The sequence below is a fragment of the Thermoprotei archaeon genome, assembly GCA_038881895.1.
Classification (GTDB): domain Archaea; phylum Thermoproteota; class Thermoprotei; order Gearchaeales; family WAQG01; genus JAVZOV01.
Genome location: JAVZOV010000005.1, coordinates 1 through 11,974 on the forward strand (window position 1 = coordinate 1; position 11,974 = coordinate 11,974).

An 11,974-nucleotide genomic window follows, 5' to 3' on the forward strand; every position below is an offset into this window, starting at 1 on the left:
GTCAGTATTTTCAGAGCAGATAGGTTTAAATATGGTTTGCTCATACGTTTTAGTGTCCCCTCTGCTCTGGAAGCATGACTTCCTATGGGGATGGGTGGGCTGGGGGTTGACCTTCAGATGTGGGGAATTGGGTTCACCCCGAAAGCCCTCGATGAGCTAATCGAGAGGGAAGGGTTGAGTAGAGGTGATAAAACACTATGAATCTCTACTTAACTCAGAACCCTTCAGCCTCTCTCTCTTCAACAGTCTCTCTAAAAGTGACGTGAAGATAGTATTCATTATTGAGCCTTACGAGCCTTGAGCCTTTAACCTGCCAACTCCTAAACTTCTCAAAGTGATTATGAACCTTGAAAGGTATTATGATATGACCTTTATGCGTAGCGAGCTTCAGTCTTCCAAAACTGAACCAAAAGAGATGCGCATCGTCTAAGAGGATTACTTTTAAGTCCTCTATTGCTGGTTGTTTGGCATTTTCCCTCTTCCTTGAAAGCCTTCTATAAGATTTGAAAATTCCCAGAGCTTGCGTTATAGCCGTGTAGATGTAATGAGATGGATAGTTAGGATATTCTGCCCTCAGCTCCTTATAAATTGCTTCATGAAGCTTCTTACGTGAGGTTACGTTTAAATGCATAGCCCTATCCAAACATGCTTTAACCATCTCTGAGTAGGTCTTGAACAGACCCTCAAGAATGGTCGCTTGCTCTTCTTCGGGTTCAAGCTTAAACCTGCAGGTCTCATTCAACAATAAGCTGTTTGACACCTTCAACTACCTTCTCATACCTGTGACTTCTCAAACCATAGAGCTTTCCTGCAAAGCTTGAGACTAATGCAATCAAGTCCTCCACAAGCTCCTGATAAGCATCTTTAGGTTCTTCACCGTTGATAACTTCGATCCTAACACCATGAGAGGAGAAGTATCTTTCCAGATATTTAAAGCCAAACCTTGTGATCCTATCCTTAAACCCAACGATAACTGCACCAATTTCCTTCCTTTCAACAATATCGAAAAGCTTATTCAGAGACTTTCTATTCTCGTTAAGACCGCTAGCAACATCCTCAAGAACTGCTACTACTTCATAACCTTTAGAATTAGCATAGTCCAGTAAGCTTTGTTTTTGCCTTTCTAAATCTCCCTTCTGATCATGGGAAGAGACTCTAACATATATTACGACTTTACGACTTACATCGACTTCTTTTACCCCAAGAATTCGTTTTATTTCGCTTTCAGGTACTCTCCTCCTACCCCCAGGCGTCCTCACACACCTAATTAATCCTTGCTTATCCCAAATCTGAAGTCGTCTAACGCTAACACCAAGAATTCTACTGGCTTCCTTCATCGTATAATGCTTCTCCACACTCATCAAAATAAATATCCATGAACGTCTATAAAAATATATCTATTTGGGAACTGCTGTCTAACCCTCCCGACTTTAGTCGTGGAGAACATGAGTTTAAAAGTCTAACGACATATTAGCTAGAAGTTTACCATTTTCATCGACTTCACTGAGTCTTACCCTTGTGGCTCGTAGTGGTCTTCCATCTTCTGCTTTAACAATTTCAACTATTATGATATTAAGAGGTTTTAGTCCACGTTGAATTCGTATTGCATTAATTTCTATTGCGCGAGGAAGTGTTTCTTCACTAACAACAATCGTGTCGATGTCTGGGTCGCTTATTGTTGGTCCATAGGGATCATTAAGAGGTTCTATGATAATATTTACTTTATTATTGGTTTTCTTTTTTATGTATTTCATAACTTTTTTTGATCGCATTTCATAAGGTTTTATCAACATACTGAGAGCTTTTGACGAAAGCAATTTATCAGAAACAACACCTATGACTATTGATTTGCATCCGCTTTCTAATGCTTTATCTATCAAAGTACGATGGCCAATGTGAAGGTGATCAAATGTTCCTCCTAATGCAACCTTCTTGCACAAATAGGTTCACCGAAAATTATACTCTTCTTCCGCGTCTACCACCAGGCTTTCTAGTTGTATCGTGTGGTAATGGTGTGACGTCTTCTATCCTACCAATTATTAAACCTGCTCTAGCTAATGCTCTTATGGCAGCGCTCGCACCAATACCTGGCGTTTTTTGTCCGTGTCCGCCTGGTGCTCTTACTTTAATATGTACAGCATTTATACCTTGTTTCATTACTTCTTCTGCTACTTTGCTTGCTGCCATCATTGCTGCATAAGGTGTTTTTTTCTCTCTATCAACTTTTGCCACAGAACCACTGCTTGACCAAGCAAATGTATGAGCGCCAGATAAATCTGTTATGTAAATGAGTGCATTGTTTCTTGATGCGTATATGTGTGCAATGCCCCACTTTAAATTACTCTTAGATTGTGTAGTGCTCTCACTCATTTATATCACCTTGAATTATTTGAAGTTTCAACTTTAATGAGCGGAATATCGCATGTGATTAAAGCTTCCTCATCTCTTCTTACTAGATATCCTGGTCTGCTGACTATTTTTCCTCCTATTCTCACATGCTTATGGACTATAAATTGTCTTGCCTGATATACTGTTCTTGCAAGACCTAATTTATAAACGACCGTTTGTAGTCTTCGGTTTAGCATGTCCTCAATGGTGAGGCCTAGTATATCATCTATTGTAGCATTCTGCAAAACTAGCCCTAACCTATAGAGTCTATTAACAAGGATCTTAAGTTTTACATTTCTTTCGTCTTCTTTTAAAGCTAGCAATTTTCGTGCCTGCATTCTTATGTTACGTAATAATGTTCGTGCTCTCCACAGTTCTCGCTTATTTCGTAAACCATATTTGCCTACTAATTCTAGTTCACTCTTAAGAGTTTCAGTTCTCCATGGATGTCTTGGACTTTTCCACTTCTTTTTTATTCTACGAGGATCACCCACGATATTCACCCTACTCTTTAGGCTTTTTAGTTACACCCACAATTGCGCCTGTGCGTCCGGTAGTCCTAGTACGTTGCCCACGAACTTTAAGACCGTATGCATGTCTAATTCCTCTCCATGTCTTTAACTCCTTCTCCTTGCCTATATCTTCCTTTACCTTAAGGACGAGGTCTGAGCCTATTAGATGATAGTGTTTTCCAGTTTCTGGATCGCGAGGTCTATTTGTAAACCACCATGGCACTCCTCCACTCGTAAGATTTAATACTAAATTCTCAAGTGTTTTTAAATCTTTAGGACTTAAAGAACCTAGTGGTGCTTCTGGATTAACATTTGCTATTCTGCATATTGCGTATGCCGTGTTTATTCCTATACCCTTAATTTTATGTAAGGCAAAGAAAGTTTTATGTAGTCCATTCAAATCCTTATTCGCCAGCCGAACTATGGGAATTATTGCCTGCGATTCACTCAACTTAACCGCCAAAAACAATAATAAGCTTTTGTTTAAATACTTTTCTAAGGTATTGCGTCATCGCACAATGATCTCATGCACCCATACACTGCTAATAATTCCAGAAAGCCTTTCCTCTGCCACTCCCAGAGAGTCTTAACTGAGATGTTGAATATCTTTGCGACATCCTTTGGTCTAAGCAGTTCTTCGTAATCTCCAGACATCATTAAGAATAAAGTAATCAACCTCCATTTAAACCTATCTATTCCGAAACTGCTGACAACGGCGAAGCTTATCATTCTCTTTAACGCTTTTTGACGTCATCCTTGACTGAAAAATGAGACCGTATTTTTCTGTTTTGAGAGCAAAACTTTATATTTTGATTTTTATATTTGTCTTGGGTGGTTTACATGACAGAGAGTAATGATGATAGTCTAGAGATTATAAAGAGTAAAATGCTTTCACGTATGCTTAAGGAGAGTATGAAGAAAGATTCTACTGTGGTTGAAGAGAAAAAAGCTGTTGTAAAGCCTATAAAACTTGATGTAAATAATTTCGATGAAGTGATCCGCAATAATAGAGTAGTTTTTGTAGATTTTTGGGCGGCGTGGTGTGGTCCGTGTATATTAATGGCACCTACTGTTGAGGAGCTTGCCAGAAAGTATGCTGGTAAGGTTGTAGTAGGGAAGCTGAACGTTGATGAGAACAGGGCCATTGCCTACAGGTATAATATAATGGGCATACCAACTTTTATGATATTCTACAATGGTGAGCCTGTTGAACGTATTGTGGGCGCTACTAGTATACTAGAATTTGAAAGGGCTCTGGTTCCCTATTTAAATGATTAAGAATTTAAAAGCAGATAACTTTAATGTTTTTAGGGCAAGAAAGGAACTGTTTATCTGTATTTATAATGTCCTTCGAATATGTCATGTTTTTTAGTAATTTCTTCTGTTGATTCTTCTATGAGTAGTTCTTCGAAGATTTTTTCTTTTCCGATTAGTTTTTCATACTCTATGCCGCTCCATTTTTTGTCTATTATATGTCGTAATGCTATTCTGAGTGTTGGTATTGGTATTCTATCTATTGCTGGTTCGAAGAATCCCAAGGCGACCATTTTTATTGCATTGTTTCTGTCAAAGCCTCTTGACATCAAATAAAATAGCTGTTCTTCATCTACTTGTGTAATGTATGCTGAGTGCGTTGCTTTCACTTCATTATTTTCTATTTCAAGGGCTGGTATTGTATTTGCTCGGGCATCATTCATTATCATTGCATGTTCTGCTAGGTATGCGCTTGAATTTTTTGCATTTCTTTCTATTTTTATAACACCTTTACTTATTGATCTGGATTGGTCTTTAACGACACTTTTGATTATTGCGTGAGCTATTGTTACCGGTGATCTATGATTTAGATTTGCGGTTATGTCAAATCGTTGGTTTCCTGTGCTTAGTGATACTTCTATGTCTTCAATGTTTGCCCCTTGGCCATTAAGGTCTGCATCAAATCGTGATCTTGTTAGTGACCCGCCAAAATGTCCTGAAACCCAGTTTAGTGCGCTTTGTTCTCCTATTGATGCTTTTCTGTTTAAAAAGGATAGACTGTTTTTATTCTGATTTTCGATTGATATGTACGTGAGTTCAGAGCCTCTATCAATGTATACTTCAGTTATATTACTGTGAATGAATTGTTGTGTGGAAGATGTATGTAACGGATATATTTCTTCTATGAATGTTGCTTTGCTGTTTTCACTTACTACTATGATGGTTTGTGTGAATACTCCTGTTGTTCCTGTAAGATAATTTATGTTTCTTAATGGTGTTAGTATCTCGATTCCTGGCGGTATGTAAATAAAGAGTAAGTTGTTAAATAGTGCATGGTTTAATGCTGAGTATTTATCCTCCTCTGGTTTTAGAATTCTGTTTTTCAAATATTTTTTTGCTAGTTCATAATGTTTGTTGAGTAATGTATTTAGATCAGCAAAAAAGACGCCTATATCCTTAAGTTCTTTCGCTAACTTTATCTCAACTGTTTCTGAATCTATATTAACTATTAGGTTTTGTATATTTCCAATTGGATCGTTAATAATTTTCTGAACTGATGAATCATTGAAAAGTATTGCATTATCTACCTCTATCTCATTTACTAGTGTTTGTTTTTTATAAAGAGGTGACATTTCAATGGGAAGTTTCTTGTAAATTTCAAGAGCATTAAGTCTCATGTTAAGTAGCCACTCTGGTTCTTCTGTTCTTCTTGAGTAATCCGTGATCAAATCTGTGCTTAATCTATTATGTATGATAGTCATTACTACAGTCTCCATATATTAAAATTAGGAAATAAACCTATCCTACTGATCCTTGCATTTCTAATTTTATTAATCTGTTGAGTTCTAATGCGTATTCCATCGGTAATTCTTTTATGAATGGTTCAAGAAATCCCATGACTATCATGTTTAGTGCATCAACTTCAGGTATTCCTCTGCTCATAAGGTAGAATAGTTGGTCTTCACTAATTTTGCCTACTGTAGCTTCATGAGTGGTGACTGCAGTATCATCTTGTATCTCCTCATACGGATAAGTATCTGTTCTAGATATTTCATCAAGCAATAATGCATCACATCTTACACTTGACTTTACATACTTAGCGCCCTTTGCGACATAAATTAGTCCACGATAACTGGTTCTTCCACCGTCTTTGCTTATGGATTTCGATGTTATTCTTGATGTAGTGTATGGTGCTAAGTGGTAAATCTTAGATCCGGTATCTTGATGCTGCCCTCTTTTGGCATATGCAACTGATATTACTTCTCCTTTGGCATTCTTTCCAAGCAAATATATGGATGGATATTTCATAGTAACTTTGCTCCCTATATTACCATCTACCCACTCCACGGTTGCATCTTCATATGCAAAGGCACGTTTAGTAACTAAGTTATAAACATTAGTAGACCAGTTCTGTATTGTTGTATATCTAACTTTCGCACCTTTTTTAGCTATTATTTCTACTACAGCGGCATGCAATGAATCAGTGCTATAAATAGGCGCAGTACAGCCTTCTATATAATGAACTTTACTATAAGGTTCCGCTATTATAAGTGTCCGTTCGAATTGTCCTACATTGGCTGCATTTATTCTAAAATATGCTTGCAGTGGTATGTCAACTTCTACACCCTCAGGAACGTAAATGAAGCTTCCTCCACTCCATACAGCACTGTTTAATGCAGCAAATTTATTATCGTTAGGTGGAACAACAGTTCCAAAATATTTTTTAACGATATCCGGATATTCTTTAACAGCAGTATCCATATCAGTGAATATGACACCTTTTGCCTCCAAATCTTTTCTAATATTGTGATACACAACCTCAGATTCATATTGCGCTCCAACACCAGCTAAGAATTTTCTCTCTGCTTCAGGTATTCCTAATCGTTCAAATGTTTTCTTTATGTATTCAGGCACTTCGTCCCAGCTTCTACCCTTTTTTTCAGTAGGCTTGATATAGTAAATTATGTCATCAAAGTTTATTTCGCTTAGATCTGGACCCCATTGGGGCATTGGTTTTGTGACAAAAACTTCAAACGCTTTAAGCCTAAATTCAGTCATCCATGTTGGTTCATTTTTTAATCTTGAAATTTCCTCTACTATTTCTCTACTCAAACCTTTCTTAGTTTTGTACACATATAATTCTGGGTCTTTAAAATCATACTTACTATAATCAAATTCTAATTCCTTCTTTATGTTGCTCACTTTCTATCTCCAATATAACATATGTTATCATTTATATATAGTTTGCGTACTTAAAATATTTTTACGGAAACAGTTTATTAACGTTTGTATGTCACCTCTAATTCTTTAATGTTTGCACGGGCATTAGCAATTCTCGCTAGCACAAAAAGCAAGCTTGAGAGTCTATTAAGATAAACTATTAGATAATTATTGATAGGTTCAGTGCTTGCGAGTTGAACAACTTTTCTTTCAGCTCTTCTACATATTGTTCTAGCTACATGTAAGAGTGCTGCTAGCTGAGTCCCGCTTGGAAGTATAAACCTTGTTATTGGTTTTATTTCACTGGCGTATTGCTCAATGAGCTTCTCAAGATCTTCGACGTGTTTTTTATCTATTCGTGGTATGTTAAATGATGGTGATATATCGTTCGGTGCTGAGATGTCTGCTCCCACTATGAAAAGATCTTGTTGCAAGTTTTCCAGTATCCTCGACAAGTCTTCATACGTACAAATACTTCTGGCTAAACCTATGAAAGAGTTTAATTCATCAACTGTGCCTGTTGCCTCTATTCTTAGATCATATTTCGGGACACGCCGACCACCTAGAAGACTTGTTTCTCCTTTGTCACCAGTTCTCGTGAAATATGGTGTTTTTAAAGACATGATTATCAAGTAGTTCTAATTTTAGGTTAAATAAATCTTTGTTTATCATGCCTATTTTCTTCATGTGAAACTTTTTAGCTTGAGTTTTAATGTGAACTACCACCAGCTTTCGCAGGTGGCTTCCTGCTTCCACGGACAGACTCGATCTCCACACCCACAGCGGAGGTCTCGGCAGGTGAGACCGTTTCGGGAATCCCGTGTGGAAGGTGGGTTACGGAGGTCTTGCCCTCAGCAGGCTTCTCTTTCGGCCTGTCCCATGCCTACTAGGTCTGCCAACCAAGCAGACAATGATAAACACAACGAGAAAAAATATAAGCTTATCGGCCTTCATCCCCACCCCTACGGATGGAGACTCCCCGCCGACTGTGTTAAAAAGTGCCGGGTTTTAATCTTCTTATTTCGATTCCTAATTCGTTGAGTACTATATAACCGAAGTAAACATACTTTATCCTATTGAAATCTGATTCGCTAATTTGTCCTTTTATAGTTATAATGTTTTTATGTAGATCTAATTTCTCAAGTATGCCTATGTTTAGGAAGTGTTTTTTGGCATCATACAACCCAAGCAATAATCCCTTGATTAATTGCGTGGAAATAATCTTTACATCCACAAAATTTGCACCTCTTAATGTTTTTTCGATGCGATCTTGCTGATTTGGAGAGAGAATCTTATCGATCACAATTATAGCTGTGGTGTCATCCGAGCCAACATATTCTGGTTCAATGTTTAATATATTTCTTACAATTTCTTTTAAGAAGAAGTTTTCAGGCATTTGCTTAATAATTGTGTTCAATAGAATGATATTATCAAGGTTTAACGTTATGCTCTTAGCATTAGATAAGTATTTTGCCATTTTGAACAATCTAAAGTCTCCACGTTCTTCGCGATTTCTTCTTAAAATGTGTTTAGGAGATTGTAATCGTATCACTTTTATTAAATCCTCATGAGGTTTAACTAAATGTTCAGATTCTTTTTCACGTTGTAAAACTATTATAACGTTAGGATCTATTGCTTCGACCATATGATATCGTAATGCCATTGCTATGCCACCCTCTGTTAATCCGGATGTGTTGATGATTATGGCGTTAGCTCCAAGCATTTGTGCTTTTCTAACCATTTTTTGCGAACCAACAACTATCGGTAATAAGTGTCCAACTGGTGATTTATCACCAACAAAATAGGCATCTACAAGTTTTGTATCCAAAAATGATGGTATTTGTTTCTCAAGCAATGTTAAGCTTATAGTTCCGGGAGGGCCTATATCAGATTGTCCAACATCAGTATCAATAACAGCTACCCTAAATCCATTAGCCACTAGCTTATTTGCTAAATATAATGTAAAACCACTCTTGCCAGTGTCCACAGCACCAATAATCATTACATTCGGATTAGAAATTTTTAAAACTTCATGAACAGCATTAACCCAATCATCCGGTATTAATTGCTCCTCTACTAATTCATAGGAACCACTCTCTCCTAATATAAATATAATCTCAGATTCTGTAAGACCCTTCATAGGAACCTGTCGTCCACCCACTATTGTGAATGAACCACCAGCTTCGATGGACGCGCCAAACACTTCTACACTTCCTCTTTTTACATCTACTCTTGCAGGACCTCTAATTAGTAGCCAAGATTCTGGAGTTATTTTTTCAGATTTTGTAACCGACACGCTCGATCCCTTCTGTGAAATATTGTGTTTTCTACTAATTTAATTAAATCATGCTTAGGTTTTTAAACCTTCGGTAGAAATATTTAATGGATTAGACATGAAGATTCTCTTTAACGAAATATATGTAAGATCACATGAACTGTTTGAACTCATTGATATAACGAGTGAAATTGAAAAAATTGTTAGCAAAAGTGGTGTAAGAAATGGTTTTTGTATTATCTTTGTTCCTCATGCAACAGCATCATTAATAGTAAACGAGCATGAACCAGGTTTACTTAACGATATAATTAATAAGTTAAAAGAACTATACCCTCCAAATGAAAAATATCAACACAATAGGATAGATGATAACGCTCATGCACACATAGCATCTTCAATCATCGGTTCAGAAAGAATTTTTCCAATAAAAGATGGACAAATAATAAGAGGAACGTGGCAGAATATTTTACTAGTAGAGCTTGATGGACCACGATCCCAGCGCAAAATTATAGTAGAAATCGTAGGTGAGTAATCCAGAACATGGTAGAAAAATAACAAAAATATGCCATTATTCTCAACCTAACGAATGCTCTCAATGCAAATTTGAATTTTCCAAATATTCTATTAATTCCCTGATCTTGATGTACCTAGGATTTGTGTTTGGTATGTTATAAATCCAAGCTGACGCTACATTGTAAACTTCCTTTAACACTGTACTGATGTTCTTTTTCACGTTACTTAATACTTGAGGTGGTATATCATCATAATTCACGAGCCTTGTTGGAATGTATAAAAAGGGTAATCCTTCCTCTGATGATGGTGAGAACCTGACAACAACACCATCGCTAGTTAAAAAATATGAACGATTTCCGAATGAAGCCAATCCTATCATAGCATCAGGATGCGGTGGGATGAACCCCTGTAATGTTCTAAGAAAAATTCTAACTTTCTCTAAATCTTCATTATTCTTCATATCTTGTATCACTTTACGCAATTCATCTAACTCTTCCATACCTATGCTTAGTTTTATAGGTCTAATTATTTTTATCTAAATGTGACAAGAATTAACATGATATCTAATCATTGTCTTTTAGCATCTTTAACTGCCTTTAATAATATATCGTTTGCAATATTTAATAACTCTGTATCTCGTGTTGAATGTCTGACAGTATCAACACACATTTTAATGCGTTCAAGTAGTTTATCTATTTCACTAGATAACCCCATTGTTAAGTATGGTTTTATCCTAGTATAGTGAACAAGCGCCTCTATAATTGCCGGATGCGCCCTATTAAAAGTCCTAGGCATGCTTCTAAGTATTTTAAAATTAACAGGAACAAAGTAAAAAATTGCTCTATCTCCCTTATCAATAACATCGGCCACTTTCGCTTCTACTACAGCATCCGCAATTTTTAAGGCTGGCACATGAATAATATCGCTTGATAATAGTTCATCAGCCCCTATTCTTTCATTCATCACAAACTTATAAAAAACACGAGCATCAGAGGTCACATTAATAGTACATTCACCACAACCCATTAAACCCAAATATGTGACCGAATCCTTGAAAATAATAGCCATAATGTTATCATTAATTAACTTAACACCTATAGGTGCTGCGTTAACCTCTCCATCCCTAGTAACAACTAGAATTATTTCAGAATACGTATTTTCCGAAAACCCTAATTCACGAAGCATGCCACCCTCTAAAATATATCAATTTAAATTTAATATAAGTTTAATAATACAAGCAGCAAATTGACCAATAGCTTAGAATTCTGTTAAAATATAGACTCCAAAGAGCTCTCATTCTTGGGAGAGTAAAGGAAAACTATTTAGACAACCTTTTTCTTAGTTTTTATAGACGCGGCCGTCGTCTAGCCTGGACTAGGACATCAGCCTGCCACGCTGGCAACCCGGGTTCAAATCCCGGCGGCCGCACTCATCAGAAACTGCGTTTCTGATACCTTCCTTGCTTATTTCGTCTGAAGCGGGTTGATTCTGTGCTATTTTTGGAATGAATTGGTTAATGTTTCTATTCCTATTTTCAGAACGTTTTCGCAGTATTGTGAAACGTTTAAACCTAACCGCTGTGCTTGTTTTAAAGTTGTAAACGTAGTTTTAAGGGAAAGACTAATTCGACTTGGCAAAATTCCAGAATCCGCAAGTCAATCCCATTTATCGGTGAATAAACCATTCGTGGAAGAATAAGAAAGCAGCAGAAACTAAACCACCCATCAAACCTAAACGGAAATCAGACTATTCTAAAATGAGCTTGCAGGAGCTTGAGGAATTACGTTCTCATTTATTGGATATAGGCGATTCAACCGAGGTGCAGTTTGTAGCTGCGGAAATTAAGAAACTTTTAGCTCAGAAAGGTGTTCAGGCATGAGTGATGGGGATTTGACGGTTTTTCTTGAGGATTTCTGCGATTTCTTAGATAGTTTAGAGGCGAGCATTGTTAAAATGAAACAGCAAATTGTCAAACTTGCAGGAATAAAGGAAAAACAAAAGTGGAATTGGAATCCAGGCAAAATAAAATGGGTGAAAGCTGAAGGTTTCAAGGGAGGCTATGAACGTAGGAAGATGTAGATAATCCAGAGTT

The 11,974-nt window shown here is 36.8% G+C and carries 17 protein-coding genes and 1 tRNA gene; 5 read left to right on the forward strand and 13 right to left on the reverse strand.

Annotation, left to right across the window (positions count from 1 at the left end):
• Positions 1-214: 214 nt before the first annotated feature.
• The 7 genes from QW128_08255 to QW128_08285 form a co-directional block, all read right to left on the reverse strand.
• On the reverse strand, positions 215-760 hold the full coding sequence (locus tag QW128_08255) for a hypothetical protein (GenBank protein MEM3833556.1): 546 nt from the start codon (positions 758-760) through the stop codon (positions 215-217).
• The gene (locus QW128_08260; protein ID MEM3833557.1) at positions 735-1,337 is read right to left on the reverse strand and encodes an IS607 family transposase; all 603 of its coding nucleotides are present in this window, start codon (positions 1,335-1,337) and stop codon (positions 735-737) included. The genes QW128_08255 and QW128_08260 overlap by 26 nt, the downstream gene beginning before the upstream one ends.
• A gap of 114 nt (positions 1,338-1,451) precedes the next feature.
• Positions 1,452-1,940, reverse strand: a complete 489-nt coding sequence (locus QW128_08265) for a pantetheine-phosphate adenylyltransferase (protein ID MEM3833558.1) — start codon at positions 1,938-1,940, stop codon at positions 1,452-1,454.
• Positions 1,941-1,956: 16 nt separating this feature from the next.
• Complete coding sequence (locus QW128_08270; GenBank protein ID MEM3833559.1) at positions 1,957-2,370, reverse strand: 30S ribosomal protein S11; 414 nt, start codon at positions 2,368-2,370, stop codon at positions 1,957-1,959.
• A gap of 5 nt (positions 2,371-2,375) precedes the next feature.
• A complete protein-coding gene (locus QW128_08275) occupies positions 2,376-2,882 on the reverse strand; it encodes a 30S ribosomal protein S4 (GenBank protein ID MEM3833560.1) in 507 nt (168 codons plus the stop codon).
• Between the two features lie 10 nt (positions 2,883-2,892).
• Entirely contained in the window at positions 2,893-3,351 is a 459-nt protein-coding gene (locus tag QW128_08280) for a 30S ribosomal protein S13 (GenBank protein ID MEM3833561.1), read from the reverse strand.
• A gap of 44 nt (positions 3,352-3,395) precedes the next feature.
• On the reverse strand, positions 3,396-3,554 hold the full coding sequence (locus QW128_08285) for a hypothetical protein (GenBank protein ID MEM3833562.1): 159 nt from the start codon (positions 3,552-3,554) through the stop codon (positions 3,396-3,398).
• Between the two features lie 186 nt (positions 3,555-3,740).
• Here QW128_08285 and trxA point away from each other — a divergent pair, with 186 nt between their 5' ends.
• Positions 3,741-4,178, forward strand: coding sequence for a thioredoxin (trxA, locus tag QW128_08290; GenBank protein MEM3833563.1), 438 nt, complete (start codon positions 3,741-3,743; stop codon positions 4,176-4,178).
• Positions 4,179-4,228: 50 nt separating this feature from the next.
• Here trxA and sufD read toward each other — a convergent pair whose 3' ends face one another.
• The 4 genes from sufD to QW128_08310 form a co-directional block, all read right to left on the reverse strand.
• Positions 4,229-5,650 (reverse strand): Fe-S cluster assembly protein SufD, encoded by a 1,422-nt coding sequence (gene sufD, locus QW128_08295; protein ID MEM3833564.1) that lies wholly within the window; start codon positions 5,648-5,650, stop codon positions 4,229-4,231.
• A 22-nt stretch (positions 5,651-5,672) separates the two neighbouring features.
• Entirely contained in the window at positions 5,673-7,076 is a 1,404-nt protein-coding gene (sufB, locus tag QW128_08300; GenBank protein MEM3833565.1) for a Fe-S cluster assembly protein SufB, read from the reverse strand.
• Between the two features lie 77 nt (positions 7,077-7,153).
• Complete coding sequence (locus QW128_08305; GenBank protein MEM3833566.1) at positions 7,154-7,717, reverse strand: cob(I)yrinic acid a,c-diamide adenosyltransferase; 564 nt, start codon at positions 7,715-7,717, stop codon at positions 7,154-7,156.
• A gap of 368 nt (positions 7,718-8,085) precedes the next feature.
• A complete protein-coding gene (locus tag QW128_08310) occupies positions 8,086-9,390 on the reverse strand; it encodes a Clp1/GlmU family protein (GenBank protein ID MEM3833567.1) in 1,305 nt (434 codons plus the stop codon).
• Between the two features lie 97 nt (positions 9,391-9,487).
• Between QW128_08310 and QW128_08315 the strand changes: the two genes are divergently transcribed.
• Complete coding sequence (locus tag QW128_08315; protein MEM3833568.1) at positions 9,488-9,901, forward strand: secondary thiamine-phosphate synthase enzyme YjbQ; 414 nt, start codon at positions 9,488-9,490, stop codon at positions 9,899-9,901.
• A 60-nt stretch (positions 9,902-9,961) separates the two neighbouring features.
• Here QW128_08315 and QW128_08320 read toward each other — a convergent pair whose 3' ends face one another.
• The gene (locus QW128_08320) at positions 9,962-10,381 is read right to left on the reverse strand and encodes a hypothetical protein (protein ID MEM3833569.1); all 420 of its coding nucleotides are present in this window, start codon (positions 10,379-10,381) and stop codon (positions 9,962-9,964) included.
• A 68-nt stretch (positions 10,382-10,449) separates the two neighbouring features.
• Positions 10,450-11,067 carry a DUF447 family protein gene (locus tag QW128_08325; protein ID MEM3833570.1) on the reverse strand — a complete coding sequence of 206 codons (618 nt, stop codon included), beginning with the start codon at positions 11,065-11,067 and terminating at the stop codon, positions 10,450-10,452.
• A 168-nt stretch (positions 11,068-11,235) separates the two neighbouring features.
• Between QW128_08325 and QW128_08330 the strand changes: the two genes are divergently transcribed.
• The 3 genes from QW128_08330 (at position 11,236) to QW128_08340 (ending at position 11,961) form a co-directional block, all read left to right on the forward strand.
• Positions 11,236-11,310 (forward strand) — tRNA-Gly (locus QW128_08330).
• A gap of 328 nt (positions 11,311-11,638) precedes the next feature.
• Positions 11,639-11,761 (forward strand): hypothetical protein, encoded by a 123-nt coding sequence (locus QW128_08335; GenBank protein ID MEM3833571.1) that lies wholly within the window; start codon positions 11,639-11,641, stop codon positions 11,759-11,761.
• Positions 11,758-11,961 (forward strand): hypothetical protein, encoded by a 204-nt coding sequence (locus QW128_08340; GenBank protein MEM3833572.1) that lies wholly within the window; start codon positions 11,758-11,760, stop codon positions 11,959-11,961. Before QW128_08335 ends, QW128_08340 begins: the two co-directional genes overlap by 4 nt.
• Positions 11,962-11,974: the final 13 nt, after the last annotated feature.